The sequence below is a fragment of the Chitinophaga pendula genome (genome assembly GCF_020386615.1).
Classification (GTDB): domain Bacteria; phylum Bacteroidota; class Bacteroidia; order Chitinophagales; family Chitinophagaceae; genus Chitinophaga; species Chitinophaga pendula.
In genome coordinates this window covers 6820881-6844219 of record NZ_CP077769.1, presented here as the reverse complement: position 1 = coordinate 6844219, position 23339 = coordinate 6820881, and the positions used below count along the sequence as shown (strand labels likewise).

The following is a 23339-nucleotide window of genomic DNA, read 5'->3' as shown; positions in this document are numbered from 1 at the left end:
ATGTTCATAGGCTGGCGGATATGTTCATTCTAATCTAAACAATTTAGTGACGCGAGGCGAGGATGCCGGAGCGTTTTAACAGATTTATAAATAATTTGCTTACTGAATAAAAAGTCAAGATCCATGAAAGTAGATCTCTCGTCCGAGATCAGTTTCCGTACGGCACGGAGTGGTGGTAAAGGCGGACAGAACGTAAACAAGGTAGAAACGATGGTGGAGGGATATTTTGATATCCATGCCTCGGTCTTGCTGACGCCGGATCAAAAGCGCCTGTTATTGGAGCGACTGACCAGCCGGATCAATGCGGAGGGGGTGTTGCAGGTGAAGTCGCAGGAGGAGCGGACACAGCTGGGCAATAAGCAGCTGGTAGTAAAAAAGATGAATGAGTTGGTGGGGAAGGCGTTGGCGCCCCGGAAGAAACGTATTGCCACCAAGCCCTCGAAGGCGGCAAAGGAGAAAAGGATACAATTTAAGAAGCGGCTTTCTGAAAAGAAACAGCAGCGGCGGGGTGATTTCTGAGCGAGGAACAGCTGTTTGGCGGCCCCTATCTTTGCCGGTAGGGGATTCGTTATTTACCTTTAATTTTGATCAAAATATAGGCATTGAGTATAAAAGCATTGGCAGGACAGACGGTCTATTATGGGCTAAGTAATATCGTGAGCAAGCTGCTCAATTATTTTCTCACTCCGTTTTACCTGGGTATTCTGACCCAGGCTACGTTCGGGGGGATGTCCAACATATATGCGTATATTCCTTTTGCCAATGTCATCCTTACCTATGGGATGGAGACAGCCTACTTCCGTTATGCCAAAAAAGAGAACCAGGCGGCAGTACTCAGTACGAGTACGATATCGCTGTTGGTGACGACACTGATCACTACGGTACTGTTGCTGGCGCTTACCAATCCTATCATTAACTCCAGCCAGGGAGAGCTGGCGGGGGTGACGGGTCATCCTGCTATTTACTTCTATGTGGTACTGACGATGGCCTTTGATGCGCTGGCGGCGATTCCTTTTGCGCAATTGCGGCAGGAGGGGCGGCCGAAGCGTTATGCGGCGGTGCGGCTGGCGGGTATTGTAACGACGATATTCTTCAATATATTTTTCCTATCAGTATGTCCGAAGCTACATGCAGCCGGTTATAGCTGGTTGCCGGCGGCGGATACGAGCAGCAGTCAGCTGGCATTCATATTCCTGTCGGGTATGCTGGGGAGCGGGGTGAGTTTCCTGTTGTTTCTTCCACAGATACTCCGTATCCAGTGGCGGTTTGACGCTGGTTTGTGGCGGGAGATGATCGCATATGCGCTACCGTTGGTGATTGTGGGGATGGCAGGGATGGTGAATGAGACCTTTGACCGGGCATTCTTTTTACCTGAGTTTTTGCCGGGGCATGACATGGAGGCAAAAAAGGCAATCATCGGATTATATAGTGCGAATTACAAGTTAGCGATCCTGATCACGATGTTTATCCAGGCTTTCCGGCTGGGAGCGGAACCTTATTTCTTCAAGCAAGCGGAGGGGCAAAACCCGCAGAAGATATATGCCCGGATCATGAAGTTGTTCGTAGTGCTGTTATGTTTCATGTTCCTGGTGGTAAGCTTGTACCTGAACATCTGGAAGATATTTTTGCGCCGGCCCAATTACTATGAGGGGATGAAGATTGTGCCGTTACTATTGCTGGGGAATATATTCCTGGGTATTTACTACAACCTTACGATCTGGTTCAAGCTGACGAACCGTACGCGGGCGGGGGCCGTGATCACGCTGATCACGGCAGTCTTTGCCTGTTTGCTGAACTGGTGGCTGATACCGATACTCGGGTATTACGGTGCGGCCCTGGCGACGATGGTGTGTTATTTCATACAGATGGTGGTGTGTTATGTGTGGGGGCAGCGGCATTATCCGGTGCCTTACCATCTGCCAAAGATCATCACTTATATAGTGCTGGCGGTGTTGGCCTACTATTTATTTGACCTTTTGAACAAACATTTCTTATCTCCCGGCGATATTTACGCCGTTACGATCCCTTCTCTGGGAGTGGCCACGCTGTTCCTGGTATTGTATGGCTGGTTCATTTTTAGGATGGAGAAGCGGGAGTTTGCCAAGTTACCATTTATCGGGAAGTACATCCGGTAGCGTTGTTACCAGGTGAGAGGGCCTCCTTCCTGCACTAGCGCAGGAAGGGGTTATGTACTTTTTCGTATCCGATCGTAGTGGCGGGACCGTGTCCCGGGTATACTTTTACTTCATCAGGCAATACGAACAGTTGTTCGCGGATGCTGCGCAACAGGGTTTCGTGGTTGCCTCCGGGGAGGTCTGTACGACCGATGCTCTGGTAGAACAGGACATCACCGGCGATGAGAAATTGTTCTTCTTTGCAGTAGAAAGAGACGCTGCCCGGAGAGTGGCCGGGTGTGAAGAGGACTTTGAAAGTAGACTGGCCGAAGGTGAACACTTCGTCGGTCTCCAGGTAGCGGGCCGGCATAGGAGAAGGTTCCATGGGCACGTTATACATGGCAGCAGACTGGGGGGCCCGGTCGAGTACGACCTGGTCGTCCTGGTGGATTTCGAGTCCTACTTTGTAGGTGGTTGCTACCAGTTTATTGCCCATGATGTGGTCGAGGTGGCAATGTGTATTTAGTAACCTGGTAACCTTTAGCCCCCTTTTTTCGATATACTGCAGTAATTCTTTTCTTTCTTCTTCAAAATAACAGCCGGGGTCTATAATTATACACTCCTTTTCTTCGTTTATGAGGAGATATGTGTTTTCCTGGAACGGATTGAAGGTGAAATATTGTATTTCAGTCATTGTTACCCGATTTTTGCTAATTTTAATTCAGATCACAATATTATCAATAGTTTCTGTATGAACCGATTTATTACCTGGTGTTTCTTAACCGGTACCCTATTACTTGGCACGTTACTATCGCAGGCACAGACTAATACGGTTGAATTCGGGCAAAACCGGGTGCAGCATAAGAACTTCAAGTGGCGTTACTATCAGACCAAACACTTTAACACTTATTTCAGCCAAAATGGGTTAGAATTGGGTAAATACGTGGCTCAGGCAGCGGAGAAGGAATTGCCGTCGCTGGAGCAATTTATGGAGTTCACTTTCCGTCAGCGGGTAAATATTGTGGTCTATAACAGCTTCGGGGAGATGAAACAATCCAATATCGGGATCGGGGTAGACTGGCAGAATACAGGAGGGGTAACGAAGCTGGTGGGTAATAAGATGCTGGTTTATTTTGACGGTAACCACCAGAACCTGTTGCGTCAGATCAGGCAGGGTATTGCGCGGGTGATGCTGGAAAGCCTGTTATTTGGGGAGGACATCGGGGAGTTTGCCGGTAATGCGGTGTTGATTGATTTTCCGAAGTGGTTTACAGACGGATTCATTGCTTATGCAGCGGAGAACTGGAATGCGCAGTTGGATGAGGAGTTGAAGACAGCCATACAATCGGGCAGATATGATAATTTTAATAAGCTGGCGTACGAGAAGCCTTTGCTGGCAGGCCATGCGTTCTGGTATTATGTAGAGAGTAAGTATGGTAAGGATGCGGTGCCTTACCTGATGTATATATCCCGTATCAATCGTGGGTTAAAGCGGGGTTTTGAGCAGGTGTTGAACCAGACCCCGAAAAATGCAACCAAAGACTTTATGACTTTTAATATCCGCCGCTATGCGGAGGATAACCGCCGTCGCCGCCAGGTGACAAAGGGTAGGACGATCGTGACCCGCGAGGTGACCAAGACTACAGACTACTATCGTTTCCAGGCAAATCCGAAGAACAACTCCTATGCGGTGGTGCAGTATAAGAAAGGGCTGTACCGGGTGCAGATAGAGCTGGGCTTCAACAAACCGAAGGTATTGCTGCGTAGCGGAGTGAAACAGCTGGCCAACCAGTTAGATCCTAACTATCCGCAGCTGGCGTGGAACCAGAAGGGTAATCGCCTGGCGATCGCGTATGAGCATGAGGGCAAGACAAAACTGATGATCTACGATCTGCTGACCCGTACGACTATCCGGCAGGATCTGAAACAATTTGACCGGGTGATCGATATGAAGTATTTCTTTGAGTTTGACAACACGCTATTGTTGTCTGCTGTGCGGAATGGTCATACGGATATCTTCACCTACAATATCAGCACTTCCAAGACGGAGCAGATCACGAACGACGTATATGACGACCTGGACCCTTCTTTTGTAGCTTTCCCTGGTAAGAGCGGTATTATCTACTCTTCCAACCGTCCCGGTCCTAAGGCGAAGAGTGCGGATACGGTATTGCCTAACGGGCGTTACAATATCTTCCTGATCGACAACTGGAATAAGACCTCTGAGAAGCAGATCTCACAGATGACGGATATGCAATATGGCAATGCGCGTAACCCGGCACAATACAACACGACCCACTTCACATTCGTTTCTGATGCTAACGGTATCCGTAACCGGTATGCCGGTTTCTTCAAAACGGAGCGTGCGGGTGTAGATAGTCTGGTATATGTAGGGTCTGAGATACTGCATAACCCTGACAAGGAAGAACTGGACTCTGCGTTGCTGGATTTCGGCACCACGGCGCCGGATTCTATTGCAGTGGTGACGTTGACGAAGGATTCCACTTATACTTTCCCGCTGACGAACTACCAGTTTGGCATCAAAGAGTCGCGGGCTGCCGGCGACCAGGGAGAGGTATCCGAGGTAATCGGTATCAACGAATACAAACGTCTTTACAAACTAAAGGTGGATACCAATACCCTGCGTAAGCGTAATGTAAGTACCCGTCCGACCCGTTACCGTGCTACCCAGATGCGGGAAGACAGTATCCGGATGGGGCTGCCTACCTATCAGCCGGGTAAGGCGAAGGATACCACCCATCATCCGGATTTCTTCCAAAGCGAATTTGGCAATGATCCAGCAGACAGTGTGGCGACCAATACGGGTATTCCTGCTATTCAGCTGATAAAATCCGAGCCTATCCTGAAGAAGGCCAAGTTATTCCCCTATAAACTTAAGTTCTCGACAGATTACCTGATAGCGCAGATCGACAACTCGATACTGGTGAACCGGTACCAGACCTTTACAGGGCCACCGAGCAGTCCGATCCGGCTGACCGATCCGGTAAATGGGTTGATCCGTATCGGGGTGAGTGACCTGATGGAGGACTATAAGTTCAGCGGAGGTTTCCGTGTACCATCTTCCCTGGATGGTAGCGAGTATTTCTTCTCTTTTGCTTATCTGAAGAAACGTTTTGATTATAAGTTCACCTACTACCGTAAGGTGGATAAGAACACGGTATTTGATTCTACCGGTGGTTATCCGGCGAAGCTGAAGACAAACCTGTACCAGATAGAGGTGCGTTATCCATTTGACCCGGTAAGAAGTTTGCGGCTGCAATTGGGTTATCGTACGGATCGTCTGGTGAAGCTGGCATCTGACAGTATCTCCTTACAAAGTAAGGACTTGAAGGAGCAATATGCGTTGGGACGCCTGGAGTATGTGTATGATAACACGATCAACCCGGCGATCAATATCTGGCATGGTACGCGTTATAAGGTATATGCGGAGATCAATGCCCAGTTGGGAGGTGATCTGAATGCTTTCTTCAATAACGGTACGATGGCTAACAAAGGCAAATTTACTTATAATATGGGGGTGGATTGGCGCCATTACGAGACGATCTTCCGGAATTTCATCTGGGCGACCCGTTTTGCGGCGGATATCTCCTGGGGTACGCGTAAGGTGATCTATTACCTGGGGGGTACTGACAACTGGCTGAACCCGAAGATCAACCCGAATACACCGGTGAATATGACGGAGAACTATGCGTTCCAGACGCTGGCGGTGAACCTGCGTGGTTACAAGCAGAATGCTAAAAACGGTAATAATGTGATGTTGATGAATACGGAGTTGCGTTTGCCCGTGTTTGCCACTTTCATTGACAAGCCTATTAATTCTGCGTTCCTGCGGAACTTCCAGGTGACCAGCTTTGTGGATATCGGTACTGCATGGAATCAGAAGTTGAGTTTTAAAGATGCGAATTACCAGTATTATACCAATCCTCAGAGTGGCGTGACGGTGAAGGTGAAGGAAGGTTTCCTGGGGCCTTTTGTAGCGGGCTATGGATTTGGCGCCCGTACGACGATTGCCGGTTATTTCCTGCGTGCTGATGCAGGCTGGCCGATGACTGGTTTCTTCCGGGGTAAACCGATCTGGTATTTTGGATTGGGTGTAGATTTCTAATCTTACTGTATTTACGATATATCATTGTGACTGAAAAGCGAAAGGGAATACCGGTGGGTATTCCCTTTCGCTTTTTATATGAGGTGATGCGTCAGGCTTTGCGGGCGGATATAACCAGCCTGATGATGGTCATAAATACGGCCATGCAGCAGGAGAAGGCCCATACGTCGATGTTTTGGATGGGATGGAATATGATATCGCTTAGGGTGCGGATGATCATGAAGGGGTCTGTGAGGACGTCCCAGGTATTCCAGCGGAGGTATCTGCCTACGTATACGCCGAGGCCGCAGAGTATGAGTACGGGGAAGGTGAAGAGCAGTAGTGGTTTGTCAGGGTAACGATCTGTCCAGCGTTGTTCCATATAGCGGAGGGAGAGATATCCGAGCCAGAGGCCGTTCCAGGCGAAGGAGAGGATGAGGAAGAGATCGAACCACATGGGGGCACCGCCCTGGGGGAGGTGGTATAGATCGGTGAGGATGTAGGGGGCGTTGGGCAGGAACAGCATCCACCATATGACGGCGACGATGCGAAGTGTTTTGAAGCCGTTGCGGGATTTATAGTGTTCGAACCGTTGCATCCAGGAGGTGATACCATAGGGTACCCAGGCTAGGAAGAGGTTCCAGAGCAGCCCGCTGTATTGCATGGTGCCTGTGATGCCGATACGGGCCAGGAGCAGGACGAGGCTAAAGCCGATAGACAGGAGCAGGACGGGCATGGTATCGCCTCTTCTGATGCGGCGTTCTATTAACAGCAAGTTTGTTTGTAGTGATTTCATATCATTTCTTTTTGCACGATGGTGTCTTATTTCTTTTACCGGGTTATGCTGTTCATAGTAGCGGGATAAATATGATCGCACCTACGGCGGCGGCGATGATAGCGGCTACCAATACTGCTCCGGCGGCAACATCCTTAATCCATTTGACTTTCGGGTGATAGTCGGGGGAGAGGTGGTCCATGATCTTTTCGACGACGGTGTTGAACATTTCGGTGGTCCATACCAGCCCGATGACGATGAGGATGTTGATCCAGTCTTTGGCGGGTAGTTTGCACCAGCAGCCTGCGGCGATGACGGCGACGGTGGCGATGGCATGCAGGCGGGCATGTGGTTCGGACTGAAGGAAGGCAGCGATACCCTGAAAGGCATACTTAAAGCTGTTGATACGCTGAGACAGGTATTTATTTTTAGGCTGAGACATACATTAAGTTAGTTAAAATCCAAGTTTCGCTTGCCTTCTGGAGGTGGTTATATGCGGGCTCCGAGGGTATCCCATTTTATTTTGCGGCTGAAGAACATGACGATGGCCAGGATGATGAACAGTCCGAGGCTACCCATGAGGAGGGCCTGATCTTCGGAGCGGATGATGATAAAGATGAATCCATAGAGGGTGAGCATGGCGCCACCTATGCCGAAGGATGTCCATTTGTTGGTGAACACGCTGGCGGTGTACAAGGTAACGAGGCCGATGGTGAGGCTGGCGGCGATGAGGTATGCGATGTTAAAGCCCAGTTGTTCGGCCAGGGCGATGAGTAACGTATAGAAGATACACAAGGCGAGGCCGATGAGGATGTATTGTAGCGGGTGTACGGATTGATGTTGGAGTAGTTCGATGAAGTAGAATACCAGGAAGGTGAGGCCGATGATGAGGATGGCGTATTTAACGGCTCTCATTGATTTCTGGTATCCATCTACGGACATGTATAATTTGACGCCGAAGTCGGCGGAGTGGATATCGTATTTATCATTCAGTTGCCAGGATTGCGGGAAGCTGCGGTTCATGTTGGTGACGAGCCAGGAGGCGTTGAATCCTTTATCGTCGATCTGGTGTTTTTCCGGCAGGAAGGCGCCTGCGAAGCTGGGGCTGTTCCAGGAGGAGGCCATTTGCAGGCGGGTGGTTTTGCCGACGGGGGAGAAGGATATTTGTCCGGAGCCTTTGAGGGCGATATTCACGGAGAAGTGGACATTGCCGCTGTCGGTGACGGTTACGGGTACTTTGGCCTGTATGCCATTGGTGAAGAGGTTACCGCCGGCGGTGCCGGGGTTGAAGGCGAGAGGTTGTCCATTCCATTGCAGTTGTACCTGGTTACCGATACCTCTCATATCGGATACGCCGATGACGAGGTAGGCATCTTTGGTAATGAGGACTTCTGTCGGTATGGTTTGATCGGCGGAGGAGAGGGGTTTGAAGGAACCGGAGAGGCGGATGTTGGAGTTATAGACGGGCACCTGATAGATGCCCCGTTTTCTGATTTCGGGGAGGATGTTGCCGTTGATGTCCAGCGTTTCGGGCAGGAAATAGGCATAGCTGAGCCTATTTTCCTGCCGTACCGTGCTGTCAGCTACAGATACAGGTTTGATAATATAGGGAATGATCAGTACAGGACCGGTTATGGTTTGTTCTTTGGCCCAGCGGTCGCTTATTTCTGCGGCTGCTTCGTTGTGGCGGGATTCCCGTTCGTTGATGATTGCCATGATCATGACGGTGGGGATGAGTAGCATGAGGACGAGGACGCCTATGAGTACTGCTTTGACGGCGTAGCCGTATTTTTGGAAGAAGTTGTTTTTGCCTGGGAGTTGAGTGGTATCCATGTTTATGAATTTTATTTAAAAGCACTTTGTATTTCAAAGTATAGGGACAAAAAAAAATTTACTGCATGAATTTGAGCATTTCTTCGAGTGCGGCGAGGTGGCTTTTGAAGGCTTTTTCGCCGGCTTTGGTGATGGAGTAGGTGGTATTGGTCTTGCGTCCTATGAAACCTTTGTGCACTTTGAGGAAGCCATTTTCTTCCAGGGTGTTGAGGTGGGAGGCGAGATTGCCGTCGGTGACTTCCAGCATTTGTTTGAGGTCGTTGAAGTTGATCTCTTCATTGACCATGAGGATACTCATTACACCGAGGCGTATACGACTTTCGAATATTTTATTCAGATTACCTATCGGGTTCATGCCATATCAGTTACCGTCAAAAAAGCCCTAAGATAAGGGATGTATAAAACGCCGGCAAGTTAAAGCATCCTGCGGAAGGCCGGATGCATTTGCGGGATTGTTGTTTTAGTCTTTGGTGCCTGTCCGTTCATATTTCCACCACATGATGATCCCGTAGAGGATGTGGAGGACACCGAAGCCCAGTGTCCAGAAGTAGATACCTTTTCTCAGGAGGAACATGTTGAGGAGTCCCAGTATGATTTCGGCGATGCCGAGGTATTTAACATCGGAGAGGGTGTATTTGCTGGTATTGACCAGTGCGAGCCCATAGAACACCAGGCAGGTGGGCGCTACGAGGGGTTCGAGGTGATTATCGTTGTACAGGAGTGCGGCGATGAATGCGCCGCCGGTGGCGAGAGGGATGGCCATGTTGACCACTACTTTGCGGGCGGTGGCGTCCCAGATGGACAAGCCATTTTTACGGGCTCTGCGCCAGGTGAAGTACATGCCGCCGGCGAGTGCGATGACTAAGACGATACCAGCCAGGGAGATCAGGCGGAGGCGGAGGGAGTTGAAGGCCTGGAGGCTGAAGGCGCCGTTGGCATCCCATTGTGCGTAATAGTCGTGCATCCAGCTGTAGGCGATCACGGCACCTATAATGGCGGTAATTCCGGCGGATACGCCACTGAGGCCACTCAGGGAGATGAATCGGCTACTGCGTTCCATCATTTTCTTTATGTCGCTAAGTGTCTGCAGGTGTTCCCTTTGATCCATATTAAAAGCACTTTGTATTACAAAGCTATTTTATTTTGTGTAATCACCAAATAATTTTTTGACTTATTCGTCTTCATTGTAACACAAGGGGTAGTTGTGCGTTTTTACAATGCGAGGGACCCAGCGGGCATGGCCAACTGTAGTTATATGGTATTCAGCACATTATAAGATTGTTGTATAAGCATTGTATAGCCGTTGTATAAGCGTTGTATAAGCGACCTATAAGCGGGGTATACCCGTTGTATAGTGTTTGTATAAGCTTGTATATCGCCTGCTTATACAAACACTATACGAATGCTACAGGAGAAACGAAGGAATACTATAGGGGAAGAGGGGGAGAGCGGAGTAGAGGAGAGGGAGTGTAAGGGAGAAGGCGACGGGAAAGGGGAAGAGCAGGACGAGTAGGCGTGATGGAGCGCGCAACGGGGAAGGAATACTTTGCTGAAAAGATCAAATGTGTTATAACAGCGTCAGGTTTCGCATATGTCGGTCAACATTTACGTTAAATGGCATAATATTGTTCTCTGTATGGTAGGTTGGATAAGATTAATGATAACTGTCACAAGTATAATTGTTTGGTTTTCAAGTGAATTAAAAGCACAACAGTATAAGATCAGTGGACTCATCAGAGATGCGCATTCCCAGGAGGTGATCCCCTTTGCCACTTTACGTTTTGCGGGTACCAACACAGGTATGGTGAGTGATGCCGAAGGCAAATTCCTTTTTGAACTAAACAGTATACCATCGGATTCGTTGCAGGTAAGGGTCATGGGTTACCGGCTGACGAGCTTACCTGTGCGACGAAGTGAACGTGAGCAGGTGATCAATTTTGACATCAGCAGATCGGATGTGTCGTTAAAAGAGTATGAGATAAAGGCCAACGTGAATTTTGCTTTGCTGCTGTTAAAAAAGATCGTTGCTCATAAGCCAAAGAACGACTATAAGCAGTATGACAATTACAAGTACGAGGTGTACAACAAGCTGGAGTTGGATCTGCAACATCTCGACAAGGAAAAGTTGTCCAAGAATGTTTTCACCAAACCTTTTTCCTTTATCCTTAACAATATAGACAGCACTTCTGAGGACAAGCCGTTCCTGCCGGTGTTCCTGACGGAGTCGTTGTCGGATTATTATTATCAGCGTAGCCCTGAGAAGACGAAAGAGATCATTAAAGGCAGTCGTACTTCTGGTATTGACAATGCCAGTGTAAGCCGGTATCTGGGTGGGATGTATCAGAACATTAACATCTATGACAATTTCATACCGGTATTTAACAAACAGTTTGTGAGCCCGATACATTCCAATGGTGGTCTTTATTACCGGTATAAGATTGCGGATACACAGTATATCAGCGGGCAGCGGTATATTAAGCTGAACTTTGTGCCGAAACGTTCGGGGGAGAATGCGTTCATTGGTGATCTGTGGGTGGAAGATTCTACCTATGCGATACAGAAGACCACGTTGTCGGTACCGAGTGAGGCCAATGTGAACTTCGTACGTAGAGTCAGCCTGGTGCAGGAATTCCAGCGAATGCCTGACAGCAGCTGGTTCCTGTATAAAGATAAATTTGTAGCAGACTTCTGGGCTCCCAGTCCACGCCCCGGAAAGACCATTAATTTTGTTGGCCGCAAGACTACTTCCTACGATCATATCCTCATCAACGATACTACCGTTACCGATATATTCAGCAACAAATTATACTCTCAGCACATTGTGTTGCTGGATGGCGCTAACAAACAGCAAGACTCATTCTGGGCGCACGCGCGGCATGAGGGGTTGAGTAAAAATGAGCAAAGTATTTACAAGATGGTAGATACTTTGCAGAAGATACCCTTGTTCAGGAAGTACAGTAATACGCTGAAGTTTCTTGGTACGGGTTATAAACAATTCGGAGCGATAGAGTGGGGGCCTTATTATTATCTGTTGAGCCGTAACCGGCTGGAGGGTTTCCGTTTGCGACTGGACCTGGGGACGACGCCGCAGTTCAGCAAAGATGTATACCTGTATGGTTATCTCGCGTATGGCTTTGATGATAAGGTATTCAAGGGTAAGATGAGTGCTTTGTGGTTATTGAGCCGTCATCCGCGGTCTTATATCTATGCTGCCTATACGAGAGATCTTGATAATGGGGCGACCTATTACGATGAGGTGGGTACGGACAATATCTTTTCGTTGGCGATACGTAAAAATGATGTGCCGCAGAAGTTCATGATGATACGGGAGACGCGGCTGGAGCATTTCAAGGAGTATTACAGTGGGTTCTCCCATCATGTATCGCTGGTGCATAAGCAGTTCCGTCCGTTTGCGCCTTTGCCGCTGGAGACGATGTATCCACGTAAGGATAGTGATCATGATCCTTTTACGAACACGGAAGTGGCATTAAAGCTGCGGTATGCTTACCATGAGGAATTCCTGGAGGGCAACTATTACCGCTATAGCCTGGGGAGCCGTTATCCTATTGTGGAGTTGAAACTGGCGGCGGGTTTATCAGGAGTCATGCAAGGTGGTAATTCGTATCAGAAGCTATCGCTGAGTGTATCCGACAAGGTGAAGTTGCCTCCATTTGGTAGTTTTTATTATAATGTATTTGGCGGTAAGATATACGGTACGTTGCCTTATATGTTGCTGGAAGTGCATCCGGGTAACGAGATCTATTATTACAATAAGTATGCGTTTAATATGATGAACCGTTTTGAGTTCATCAGCGACCAGTATGCTGGTTTCAATGTAGAGCATACGATAGGGAATGGATTGTTCGGATACATTCCGCTTATCAAGAAGCTGAAGTGGCGTCAGTTCTGGACGGCCAAGGGTATTATCGGCAGCTTGTCGCCGGAGAATCAGCAATTGAACCTAAATCACGGTTATCCTTTCCGTACGCTGGCTGGCAATCCGTACCTCGAGGTGGGTACTGGTATAGAGAACATCTTTAAGTTCCTGCGGGTGGATTTTGTATGGCGGCTCGCGCCGGCTCCTTTACCGGAGGAGGGTGCCAACAGGCGTTTTGGTGTATTTGGCAGCTTCAAGTTGCAGTTCTAATCTATCTTTTTTTCCCAGCGAATTTATCTAAACCGGCGAGGATGGTGTCGCAGGCGACACGTATCTGTTCTTGCGTGATGATGAGCGGAGGCGCTATGCGTATGCATTCGGGCGCGAAGAGGAACCAGTCTGTGAGTACGCCATTTTCTATGCAATAGTCGATCACTTGTTTATTGAGAGTGAAATTTTCCAACTCTACGGCGAGGAGGAGGCCCATTCCCCGGACGCTTTTGATGGCGGGATGTTGGAGGTATTCGCGGAACCACTGTGATTTCTGGTGGACGGTATCGAGCAGGTTTTCGGCGAGGAGCGCCTGCATGCCGGCCATGCCTGCGGCGCAGTTGACCGGGTGGCCACCGAAGGTGGTGATATGGCCCAGTACGGGGTCTGAGGTGAGGCTCCACATGATGTTGCGATCGGCGATGAAAGCGCCGAGGGGCATGCCGCCACCCAATGCTTTACCCAGGATGAGTATATCGGGGATGATACCGAATTGTTCGAATGCCCATAATGAGCCATTGCGCCCCATGCCGCACTGTACTTCATCGAGTACGAGCAGTGCGCCTACTTCGGTACATTTTGCGCGCAGGGCTTGCAGCCATTCCTGTTGGGGGACTTTACCTCCCGCTTCTCCCTGCACGGTTTCTGCGATCACGCAGGCGGTGCGGGTGGTGATATGATCTATGGCCTCGAACTGATTATAATCGAGGTGTTGTATATCCGGGAGGAGGGGTCGGTAGGCATTGCGCCAGTATTCGTCGCCCAGGATGCTGAGGGCACCTTGTGTGGAGCCATGATAGCTATTTTTGAAAGCGATGATCTCTGTTCTGCCGGTGTAGCGTTTGGAGAGTTTCATGGCACCTTCTATTGCTTCAGCGCCGGAGTTGGTGAAATATACGCTGTTGAGCGATCCGGGGAGGTGATTGACTAACAGTTGTGCGTAGGCTACCTGCGGGGATTGTACCAGTTCGCCATATACCAGGAGGTGCATGTATTGGGCGGCCTGTGTCTGGATGGCATTCACTACAGCGGGGTGGCAATGGCCGACGTTACACACGCTTATGCCGGCGATGAGGTCCAGTATTTTTTTGCCATTTGCGTCCCACATGTACATTCCTTCTGCTTTGACGATTTCCAATGCGAGCGGGGCATCGGAGGTCTGCGCTACATTCCGCAGGAATATTTGCCTGTTGTTCATAAGGGTTCAAAGTTACGCAAGAAAAGGCTAATATGTTATTAGCTGAGGGCTTAGTAGTATTACGTACATTTGGGTAGCTATTGTGCTACCTGTAAAACTTAGATGACATGCCTGTTATATTACCAGTTAAGGGAGTTCTTCCGCAATTAGGCGAGAATTGTTTTGTAGCGCCGAATGCTACTATTGTCGGAGATGTTATCACGGGGAGTGATTGCAGTATCTGGTTCAACGCGGTGGTGCGTGGAGATGTGAATAGTATCCGCATGGGTGATAAGGTGAATGTACAGGATGGTGCGGTGATCCATTGCACGTATGAGAAGACGCAGACGGTGATCGGTAACAATGTATCTATTGGGCACAATGCGATCGTGCATGGTTGTACGGTGGAGGACAATGTGCTGATCGGTATGGGTGCGATCGTGATGGACAATGCTTATATCGAGCGCAATACGATCATAGCGGCGGGAGCGGTGATACTGGAAGGTACCCGGGTGGAGTCGGGGACGATATGGGCGGGTGTACCCGCCAAGAAGGTGAAAGAGATCAATAAGGAGGCGACGCATGGTGAGATAGACCGTATTGCGAATAACTACCTGATGTACAGTGAATGGTTTAAATAACCGGATGTCGGGGTGTGGGAGCGGGTTGGCGACTGGGCCCTGGCATTAATAAAAAAGACTATATTGCATTTCTAAAGCTATTTACAACTGTCAATATACCTCCTATGAAAAAGCTAGTGGCCCTATTACTGCTATGCACGATCCTTGGTACGGCCTGTGCCACCCAGGAAAAAGGCTGTTCCGCCAATAATTTTTACACAAAAGATATTAAGAAACAGAACCGTAAGTCGAGTCGTCAGATGAACGGCCGGGTATTCTGATGTTTGTTATCAGAAATCCTGTTGGAGGTGCGTTACATCAAGCGTACGGGTGCCGGGTGTAGCTATCTGGTATCCTTTTAACTGATCATATTTATGCGTACAATCATCATTTTACTGATCGCAGGTATTGTGGCCTTATCGTCGTGCCGGGTAGGCAAGGTGAAGACGGGGTGTCCGACGCCGCGTAAGAACTGGGGTGCTGAGAAGGTGCTGGATGATATGAGCAAGCCCAAGAAAAAGAAGTTCCTGGGCCTGTTTTAAGTCATTTATGGCGTTGCCGGTCAATATAATTCTTCCTGTATAGTATCGAGCATGGTAGCATAGCTAACATAGCGTTCTGCATCTATTTCGCCTTCTTGAACGGCTTTCTTTACAGCGCATCCCGGTTCATTAATATGCAGGCAGTTATTAAACTGGCATTGGGTGATGTAGGGTTGCATTTCGAGGAAGTAGTGGGATAGTTCTGTTTTGGGGATATCTACGATCCCGAACTCTCTTACGCCGGGGGTATCGATGAGGCGGCCACCACCTGGGAGGTCGAACATTTCGGCGAAGGTGGTGGTGTGGAGGCCTTTGCCGCTCCATCCGCTTACTTCTTTTGTTTTCAGTTGTAATTCGGGCAGGAGCCTGTTGATAATAGAGGATTTCCCGACGCCGGAGTGGCCGGACATGAGGGTGGTCCTGTTATGTAATTGTTCTTCGACAGCGGCCATGGAGGCGTCTTTTGCGGCGGATATGAGCAGTACTTTGTAGCCGATGTTGGTATACACTTCTTCCAGTTCTGCGTATTTTTCTATCTCTTTCTGTTTGAACAAGTCTTTTTTATTGAATACCAGGATGACTGGTATATGGTATGCGGCGGCGGTGACGAGGAACCGGTCGATGAATCCCTGTGAGGTACGGGGTTCTTTGACGGTGCAGATGAGCATGGCCTGGTCGAGGTTGGCGGCTACGATATGTTTTTTATGGCGGCCCTGTGGGGAGCTGCGCACGATATAGTTGCGACGGTCGCCGATGGCGGTGATCATAGCGGTACCTGCGTCTTTATCTTCCTCTACGATCTCTACCCTGTCGCCTACGGCGATAGGGTTGGTAGAGGTGATATCCTCATCTTTTTTGAACAGCCCTTTCATGCGGGCCTGGTAGCTAACGCCTTCGTCTGTTTTGGTGAGGTACCAGCTGCCGGTAGATTTGTATATAGTTGCCTGCAATAGATAATTGTTAATGGATCAGGTGTAAAGGTAGGTAATTTGGGATTTGGGCGTAAGGTGCCCGTCAAAAGGAGTATTTCTGACGGGCGGGTGCAATATGATGTTATGTATGTTTTGTTACGGTAAGCTTCTGAATACGGTATATCGCAGCAGTACTTCGAGCAGGAGGCAGGCAAGTGCCAGTATGGCGAAGGGGAAAAAGTGTTCTGCGAACCGTTTGTAGGAGGTGATCTCTACTTTGGTCTTTTCGAGTTTATCGATCTCGCTATAGATATTCTGTAATTCTCGGTTGCTGGTAGCGCGGAAGTATTTACCCCCGGTTTCGGTGGAGATCTTTTTCATGAGTGGCTCATCGATCTGTACGTCCTGCATTTGCATTTGGATGCTGCCATCGGGCATGGTCATGGGGAATGGCGCTTTGCCATAGGTGCCGACACCGATGGTATATACGCGTATCTTAAATGCTTTGCTGATTTCGAGGGCGGTGAGCGGATCGACGAGGCCGGTATTGTTGACACCATCGGTGAGGAGGATGATGACCTTACTTTTGGCTTTGCTGCTACGGAGCCGATCTACTGCGGTGGCGAGGCCCATCCCGATGGCGGTACCATCCTGGAGCATGCCGCTTTTGATCTGCATGACCTGGTTTTTGAGTACGGCGTGATCGGTGGTGATGGGGCATTGGGTGAAGCTTTCGCCGGAGAAGATGACGAGGCCGATACGGTCGCTGATGCGGCGGTCGACGAAGTCGAAGGCTACTTTTTTAGCTGCTTCCATCCTGTTGGGTTGGAGGTCTTCGGCGAGCATACTACCGGAGATGTCGATGCTGAGTACGATATCGATGCCTTCGCTATCGATATTTTCGGAGGTATTGGATGTTTGCGGGCGAGCCAGTGCCACTACCAGTGCTGTGAAGGCCAGGAGGCGCAGTACGAGCAGGAGGGGGCGGAACCGTACTTTCCAGGATACCGGCAATGCTTTCAATGCGTCGAGGGAGGAGATGCGCATGGCACCTTTTTTCTTTGCGCTGCGTTTGAGCTGCCAGTATACCATGAAGGGTATCAGCAGCAGGAGTGCGAAGAAGAAGGGGTGAGCGAACGCTATATTTTTCCAGATCGATAAATCCATCAGTCAGTTACAATTTACGCTTTACCATGTTCCCGTTTTATTGTGCTTCACCAGTGTTGCCGGTTGGGTTTGCCGGTGTGTTAGCATCTGTTGCGGGTGTGATCGTTTCAGCTTTGGGTTTGGTCCATTCTACTATTTCCAGTGATTTGTTCAGGCAGTCCTCATGTTCATCCGGGGAGGGTTGTAGTTTGGCGAATTTGGCCAGGTCGGCGATGGTGAGGATGGTCCTTAACTTATCGCGTTGCTGGCTGAGTATGGTAATTGGTTTTATGTTTTGCAGCAGTTCGGCGCTGGTTTGTTCGAGGGCAGCGATATTGAATTGCTGTTCGAAGTAGTTGCGCAGGATGTCTGTCATACGAGTATAGTATCCTTTGACATCGCCTTGCTGCCATAGTTTTTCTGACGCGAGCTGGTGGAGTTCCCTCAGGGCCAGTTCGTGCGGTGCTACTTTAGGTGCAGGCGGTGGTGGTGGTTTTACTTTATTCCGTTTGCGGAGGTAAAGCCATAATCCGATTGCGGCGATGATGAGAACTAGTCCGGCGGCGAACCATATCCAGTAATCCCAGAAGTTCCACGGTACGGAGCGTACGCTTTTGATCGGTTTAAAAGCTTTGGTGGTATCTACGGAGACGGTATTGACATCGATGGGGACCGGTTGTGTGAATACGGAGTCGTAGGAACCATCGGTGGTGGAGTATACTTCGAATTTGAGTGCGGGTATTTCCCAATGACCGGAGTCGAAGCTGGTGAGGGTAAAGGTCTGTTTAAAGAACTTTTCGCTTTCGTCGCCGGAGGTATCGAGGGGGCTTCGTTCTACCAGTTCGAAGTGACCGAATGAGTCGGGGATATTAGGGAATACGATCTTATAGGCGGCACCTTTCAGGACCTGCAATTGTACTTTGGCGGACAGTTGCAGCCGCACCTGTTCGCCGAGGCGTATTTTGTCTGTATCCGTTTTGGCCTGTATGTCGATATAGTGTTGTGCAACGGACCTGGCAGGACATAATACATAGCCTAACAGCATGCATATGATAAGGCTTCTGACTATGATGTGTTTGTTCATTATACTTTTGCTCCGCTTTAAACTTATGCTCTCTTGAGGAAAAAACCCTGTAATGCCTTGACGTAGTCTTCATCGGTTCTTACGCTGATGAGTTCTGCGCCACTTTTCATGAAGGCGTTGCGGCAGTACTGTACGTGTTGCTGGAATTGCTGTGTGTAGTACTGTCTTACTCTTTTATCTGCTGTATCTATCCATTGCTGTGTTCCTGTTTCGGCATCTGCCATCTGGATAAGGCCTACGGACGGCAGTTCTTTATCGCGCTGGTCGTAGACGTGGATGCCGACCATATCATGTCTTTTGGAGGCGATATTGAGGGCATCCTGATAGTTGCCGGAGAGGAAGTCGCTGAGTAGGAATACGATACTACGTTTTTTCGCTGCATTATTGAAGAACCGTAGTGTTTCGTTGATGTTGGTGCCTTTACGTTTTGGGGTAAAGGACAGTAGTTCACGAACGATGAAGAGGATATGCGATTTTCCTTTTTTGGGTGGGATATATTTTTCCACGCCATCGGAGAAAAATATCACGCCTACTTTGTCATTGTTTTTAATTGCGGAGAAGGCGAGTACTGCGCATAGTTCGGTGAGCAGGTTCCGTTTATTTTGTTTTACTGTACCGAAGACGGAGCTTTCGCTGACGTCGACGAGCAGCATTACGGTGAGTTCGCGTTCTTCTTCGAATATTTTTATGAAGGGGTGATTGAATCGGGCGGTCACATTCCAGTCGATGGCGCGTACGTCGTCGCCGAACTGGTATTCTCTTACTTCGCTGAATGACATACCTCTTCCTTTGAAGGCGCTGTGATATTCGCCTGCAAAAATATGGTTGGTAAGTCCTTTACTTTTTATTTCGATCTGTCTTACCTTTTTGAGTATTTCTGCTGTATCCACGTGTGGGCGATTTGGTGATCAAATGAGAGCGACGGTATGGGTGTAGGAGGAGTGAGATCAAGGCACTTCTACTACGTTAAGGATTTCGCTCAGGATGTTTTCGCTGGTCACGTTTTCAGCTTCGGCTTCGTAGGTGAGGCCGACGCGGTGTCTCATTACATCGAAGCAGATGCTGCGTACATCTTCGGGGATGACGTATCCACGGCGTTTGGTGAAGGCATATGCTTTGGCGGCCAGTGCGAGGTTGATGCTGGCTCTGGGGGATCCGCCGTACGCGATGAGCGGTTTTAGTTTCTGCAGTTTATATTCTTCCGGGTTACGGGTAGCGAATACGATATCGATGATATAGCGTTCGATCTTTTCGTCCATGTATACTTCGCGAACGAGTTTACGGGCGTTGAGAATATCGGCAGGCTGGATGACTGGTTGAATAGCGGTGGCGCCTTCCGGATTGAGGTTCTGGCGGATGATATGTCTTTCTTCTTCTTTGGTCGGGTATCCTATTACCACTTTAAGCATGAAGCGGTCTACCTGAGCTTCGGGCAGGGTGTAGGTACCTTCCTGTTCTATCGGGTTCTGGGTGGCCAGTACGAGGAAGGGTTCTTCGAGTTTGAAGGTGGTATCACCGATGGTGATCTGTTTTTCCTGCATGGCTTCCAGGAGGGCGCTTTGCACTTTTGCCGGGGCGCGGTTGATCTCATCTGCCAGGATGAAGTTGGCGAAGATGGGGCCGCGGCGTACGACGAATTCGTTGCGTTGCTGGTTGTATATCATGGTACCTACCACGTCAGCAGGGAGTAGATCGGGTGTGAACTGGATACGGCTGAATTTGGCATTGATAGCGGATGACAGGGACTTGATGGAAAGTGTTTTAGCCAATCCGGGTACCCCTTCCAGGAGGACGTGCCCCTGGGCGAGGAGGCCGATGAGCAGTCTTTCAACCATATAACGCTGGCCGACGATGACTTTGCCCAGTTCGAGGTTGAGCAGGTCTACGAAAGCGCTGGCCTGGTGGATCTTTTCATTCAGTTGACGGATATCGTACGAAGTATTTTCCATGCAAATAATTTTTCAAGTTCGCTAAAATAAACATTCTGCCCTAGAAACGCGGCCACCAATAGGGATCTCGCCGTTAAAATGCTGTTAAACTTGCTACGGTGGCTGATTTAGATCTTTTTGGCCGACCTGAACAAGAAGGCGACAAGTTAATAAAGCTGCTGCATATTTATATCATCTTTTTTTATCACGTACATTTGTAGGTGTATCCGGGGGCAGTAGCATTCCGGGGAAGGAATAAGTAAAAAATTAACTAACAAATCATTTAATCGGATAAATCATGCAGGAAGACTTTGCGCGGCGCTGGAATAAGGTAGAGGCGATGTTGACGGAGCGATTCGGGAAGAAGCCCAATATGGAAGCTATACTTTTCCTGATCGGCATACAGGAATTGGGAAATGTGAAGAAGAAGTTCACCAAGGAGCAGAAGCAGGATCTGATGCACGTGGCTACGTGTACGCTTTTGAGCCAGAGTGGATATTTTGAGCGGCAGGGTGTTGACAAGGAGGGATGGCCTCATTTCAGGGAGGTATCTCCGGTGCCTAAGATGGACATGCCTACACAGGAGCATTTCCTGAAAGAACATATCATTGCTTATTTTGACCTGGAGGACGAGACTTGAGGGCCGGTGTCGGCCACATCATTTTATAATTCAGATGACGGATATCAGGATCATACCTTTTCAGCTTTCTTTACTGGATACGCTTGTAACATTGGAGCGTACTACTTTCCAGGAGACATTTCCCGGCCTTTATACGGAGCAGGACCTACATGCTTTTCTGGAGGAGAAAAAGAGTGCGGCGGCATTACAACGGGAGGCGGCCCATCCGGATACGCGATATTACCTGTTGTATTACGGGGAAGAGGTAGCCGGCTATCTGAAGCTGAACCTTTACCAGCAGCCATATGACGGGACGAAACTGTCCGGGCCGGTGATGCAACTGGAAAAGATATACGTATTGCATGCTTTTCACGGGCACAAACTGGGAAAGGCGTTGATGCAAAAGGCATATGAGGTGGCGGCAGCGTATGGCATACAATCTATATGGCTGAGTGTGTGGGAGAACAATTTGAAGGCGCAGGGGTTCTATACGAAGGAAGGCTTCAGCAAGTTCGGGGATTACAATTTTCCCGTGGGCCAGCATATAGATCATGACTGGCTGTTGCAGAAAAGCATGGCTTAATAGTTTATCATTTCAACAGTTTATCATTTCAACACGCTATCATTCAATATGAAAAAATTGTTACTCTTTTCAGCCCTGTTGGTATTGACGGTGACGGCTATGGCTACACGTAAGGTGAAGGTGATCACCCCTTATGGTACGATGGTGATCCGGTTGTATGACCAGACGCCTTTGCACCGGGATAATTTCATTAAGTTGGTGAAGGCGCATTTTTATGACAGCCTGTTGTTTCACCGGGTGATCGATTCTTTTATGATACAGGGAGGTGATCCGGATTCCAAGCATGCGAAAGCGGGGCAGGAGTTGGGCAATGGCGATGTGGGGTATACGATCCCTGCGGAGTTCCAGCTGGACCTCTTTCACCGGAAGGGGGTGCTGGCAGCGGCACGGGAGGACAATCCGGCGAAGGCCTCCTCGGGAGCGCAGTTTTATATTGTGATGGGAAAGCGATATACAGATGCGCAGTTGGACAAGATAGAGCAGACGCGCTTGGGTGGGCGTAAGATCCCGCTGGATCAGCGGGAGATATATAAAACGGAGGGAGGTACTCCTTTCCTGGATCAGAACTATACGGTATTCGGGCAGGTGATCAAGGGGTTGGATGTGATCGATAAGATTGCGGCGGTGAAGCGGGATAAGAACAATCGTCCGTTGGTGGATGTGCCCATGAAAATCCGGTTGAAGCGTAGATTTTTGTTTTTTTAGCGGACCACTGTGGGAGCGATATTTATGTCTAAAAGGTTCATCTAAAATTGTTTATACCTAAAGGGGCGTTTTATTTTTTAGAATATCTTATTTGTGTACATTTACGGCACTAAACCAAAATAACTATGAATTTTCCAGATAATCTGCGATACACTAAAGACCACGAATGGGTTTTATTAGAAGGCAATACTGCCACAATTGGTATTACGGAGTTTGCACAACGCGAACTGGGTGATATCGTATTCGTAGATATTCCTACTGTAGGTAAGAAATTAGAAGCTGAAGATGTATTCGGTACCGTTGAAGCTGTTAAGACAGTGTCTGACCTGTTTCTGCCAGTAGCGGCCACTATCACTGCGGTGAATGAGGAACTGAATGACGAGCCTGAACTGGTAAACACGGATCCTTATGGTGACGGATGGATGGTGAAAGTAACGGTTGTTAATCCTAAGGATGTAGATGCGTTATTGAGTGCTGCAGATTATGCGAAACTGATTTCGTAGTCAATTGTTTTGAAATTTCCGGCAAGCTTCTTGCCTAATGATATTGCCAATGTAAGACAGGCCTGTATTATCCATGCGATGATACCGGCCTGTTGTTTTTAACTAATGTGGAGTGCCGGCATCTGTCCGGGTATTACATTTACTAATAGCGCGTCATGAGGATTCTTAGATATTATATGCCAGCGATCATTTGGGTTATCATTGTTCTGGTATTGTGTATATTGCCTGGGAAGGATATTCCTCATTCTCCTTTGTTTGAGAAGGTGCATATGGATAAGATCGTACACTTCACTTTATTTGCGGGAAGTGTACTGTTTATCAGCCTGGGATATTACTGGCATAAGAAGCGCATATCTGAGTTAACCTTTCTGACTATTGTATTGGTTGCTTCTTTTTATGGGTTAGCGATCGAGTTTATCCAGAAGTATTTTACCTCCAGCCGTAGTTTTGATATGAATGATGTTGCGGCAGATGTGCTGGGAGCTGTAGCTGGTATCTGGCTATTTAAGCTGGTTAAACGCTGGTTTATAGATAAGTAATAATCTCT

Annotated in this window: 23 protein-coding genes and 1 pseudogene; 12 read left to right on the top strand and 12 right to left on the bottom strand. The window is 48.6% G+C overall.

Annotated features, from left to right (window positions below; translation table 11 throughout):
* Positions 1-141: 141 nt before the first annotated feature.
* Positions 142-519 (top strand): annotated as a pseudogene (arfB, locus tag KTO58_RS25765) (alternative ribosome rescue aminoacyl-tRNA hydrolase ArfB); the annotation flags it as partial.
* Between the two features lie 83 nt (positions 520-602).
* On the top strand, positions 603-2135 hold the full coding sequence (locus tag KTO58_RS25760; RefSeq protein ID WP_095836649.1) for an oligosaccharide flippase family protein: 1533 nt from the start codon (positions 603-605) through the stop codon (positions 2133-2135).
* 34 nt (positions 2136-2169) lie between these two features.
* Here the strand turns inward: KTO58_RS25760 and KTO58_RS25755 are convergent, their stop codons facing one another.
* On the bottom strand, positions 2170-2808 hold the full coding sequence (locus KTO58_RS25755; RefSeq protein WP_095836650.1) for an MBL fold metallo-hydrolase: 639 nt from the start codon (positions 2806-2808) through the stop codon (positions 2170-2172).
* Positions 2809-2865: 57 nt separating this feature from the next.
* Here KTO58_RS25755 and KTO58_RS25750 point away from each other — a divergent pair, with 57 nt between their 5' ends.
* Complete coding sequence (locus KTO58_RS25750; RefSeq protein ID WP_095836651.1) at positions 2866-6240, top strand: hypothetical protein; 3375 nt, start codon at positions 2866-2868, stop codon at positions 6238-6240.
* 91 nt (positions 6241-6331) lie between these two features.
* Here KTO58_RS25750 and KTO58_RS25745 read toward each other — a convergent pair whose 3' ends face one another.
* The 5 genes from KTO58_RS25745 to KTO58_RS25725 form a co-directional block, all read right to left on the bottom strand.
* Positions 6332-7015 (bottom strand): DUF1361 domain-containing protein, encoded by a 684-nt coding sequence (locus KTO58_RS25745; protein WP_095836652.1) that lies wholly within the window; start codon positions 7013-7015, stop codon positions 6332-6334.
* A 52-nt stretch (positions 7016-7067) separates the two neighbouring features.
* Positions 7068-7436, bottom strand: a complete 369-nt coding sequence (locus KTO58_RS25740; protein ID WP_095836653.1) for a diacylglycerol kinase family protein — start codon at positions 7434-7436, stop codon at positions 7068-7070.
* A gap of 47 nt (positions 7437-7483) precedes the next feature.
* Positions 7484-8827 (bottom strand): cell envelope integrity protein CreD, encoded by a 1344-nt coding sequence (creD, locus tag KTO58_RS25735; RefSeq protein WP_095836654.1) that lies wholly within the window; start codon positions 8825-8827, stop codon positions 7484-7486.
* Between the two features lie 58 nt (positions 8828-8885).
* Entirely contained in the window at positions 8886-9182 is a 297-nt protein-coding gene (locus tag KTO58_RS25730; RefSeq protein WP_095836655.1) for a winged helix-turn-helix domain-containing protein, read from the bottom strand.
* Between the two features lie 105 nt (positions 9183-9287).
* Positions 9288-9935, bottom strand: a complete 648-nt coding sequence (locus KTO58_RS25725) for a hypothetical protein (protein WP_095836656.1) — start codon at positions 9933-9935, stop codon at positions 9288-9290.
* Between the two features lie 549 nt (positions 9936-10484).
* Between KTO58_RS25725 and KTO58_RS25720 the strand changes: the two genes are divergently transcribed.
* Positions 10485-12974 (top strand): DUF5686 family protein, encoded by a 2490-nt coding sequence (locus KTO58_RS25720; protein ID WP_198315112.1) that lies wholly within the window; start codon positions 10485-10487, stop codon positions 12972-12974.
* Between the two features lies 1 nt (position 12975).
* On the opposite strand, the gene KTO58_RS25715 is transcribed toward KTO58_RS25720, so the two are convergent.
* A complete protein-coding gene (locus KTO58_RS25715) occupies positions 12976-14172 on the bottom strand; it encodes an aspartate aminotransferase family protein (protein ID WP_095836658.1) in 1197 nt (398 codons plus the stop codon).
* A gap of 107 nt (positions 14173-14279) precedes the next feature.
* Between KTO58_RS25715 and KTO58_RS25710 the strand changes: the two genes are divergently transcribed.
* From KTO58_RS25710 to KTO58_RS25700, 3 genes are all read left to right on the top strand, one after another.
* Positions 14280-14792: a gamma carbonic anhydrase family protein gene (locus KTO58_RS25710; RefSeq protein WP_095836659.1), complete on the top strand. Its 513-nt coding sequence runs from the start codon at positions 14280-14282 to the stop codon at positions 14790-14792.
* 104 nt (positions 14793-14896) lie between these two features.
* Entirely contained in the window at positions 14897-15052 is a 156-nt protein-coding gene (locus KTO58_RS25705; RefSeq protein WP_157752740.1) for a hypothetical protein, read from the top strand.
* 93 nt (positions 15053-15145) lie between these two features.
* Positions 15146-15313: a hypothetical protein gene (locus KTO58_RS25700; protein WP_157752741.1), complete on the top strand. Its 168-nt coding sequence runs from the start codon at positions 15146-15148 to the stop codon at positions 15311-15313.
* Between the two features lie 20 nt (positions 15314-15333).
* On the opposite strand, the gene rsgA is transcribed toward KTO58_RS25700, so the two are convergent.
* The 5 genes from rsgA to KTO58_RS25675 form a co-directional block, all read right to left on the bottom strand.
* Complete coding sequence (gene rsgA / locus KTO58_RS25695) at positions 15334-16263, bottom strand: ribosome small subunit-dependent GTPase A (protein WP_095836660.1); 930 nt, start codon at positions 16261-16263, stop codon at positions 15334-15336.
* Positions 16264-16380: 117 nt separating this feature from the next.
* Positions 16381-17391, bottom strand: a complete 1011-nt coding sequence (locus tag KTO58_RS25690; RefSeq protein WP_095836661.1) for a vWA domain-containing protein — start codon at positions 17389-17391, stop codon at positions 16381-16383.
* Between the two features lie 37 nt (positions 17392-17428).
* A complete protein-coding gene (locus tag KTO58_RS25685; protein ID WP_157752742.1) occupies positions 17429-18454 on the bottom strand; it encodes a cytochrome c-type biogenesis protein in 1026 nt (341 codons plus the stop codon).
* A gap of 23 nt (positions 18455-18477) precedes the next feature.
* Positions 18478-19344 (bottom strand): DUF58 domain-containing protein, encoded by an 867-nt coding sequence (locus KTO58_RS25680; protein WP_095836663.1) that lies wholly within the window; start codon positions 19342-19344, stop codon positions 18478-18480.
* 57 nt (positions 19345-19401) lie between these two features.
* The gene (locus KTO58_RS25675; RefSeq protein WP_095836664.1) at positions 19402-20403 is read right to left on the bottom strand and encodes an AAA family ATPase; all 1002 of its coding nucleotides are present in this window, start codon (positions 20401-20403) and stop codon (positions 19402-19404) included.
* Between the two features lie 277 nt (positions 20404-20680).
* On the opposite strand from KTO58_RS25675, the gene KTO58_RS25670 reads away from it, so the two are divergent.
* The 5 genes from KTO58_RS25670 to KTO58_RS25650 all read left to right on the top strand — a co-directional run bounded on the left by KTO58_RS25670 (position 20681) and on the right by KTO58_RS25650 (position 23331).
* The gene (locus KTO58_RS25670; RefSeq protein ID WP_095836665.1) at positions 20681-21022 is read left to right on the top strand and encodes a hypothetical protein; all 342 of its coding nucleotides are present in this window, start codon (positions 20681-20683) and stop codon (positions 21020-21022) included.
* Positions 21023-21056: 34 nt separating this feature from the next.
* Positions 21057-21584, top strand: coding sequence for a GNAT family N-acetyltransferase (locus tag KTO58_RS25665; RefSeq protein WP_095836666.1), 528 nt, complete (start codon positions 21057-21059; stop codon positions 21582-21584).
* Between the two features lie 48 nt (positions 21585-21632).
* On the top strand, positions 21633-22289 hold the full coding sequence (locus KTO58_RS25660; protein ID WP_095836667.1) for a peptidylprolyl isomerase: 657 nt from the start codon (positions 21633-21635) through the stop codon (positions 22287-22289).
* 125 nt (positions 22290-22414) lie between these two features.
* The gene (gene gcvH / locus KTO58_RS25655; RefSeq protein WP_095836668.1) at positions 22415-22792 is read left to right on the top strand and encodes a glycine cleavage system protein GcvH; all 378 of its coding nucleotides are present in this window, start codon (positions 22415-22417) and stop codon (positions 22790-22792) included.
* A gap of 155 nt (positions 22793-22947) precedes the next feature.
* Entirely contained in the window at positions 22948-23331 is a 384-nt protein-coding gene (locus tag KTO58_RS25650) for a VanZ family protein (protein WP_095836669.1), read from the top strand.
* Positions 23332-23339 lie beyond the last annotated feature (8 nt).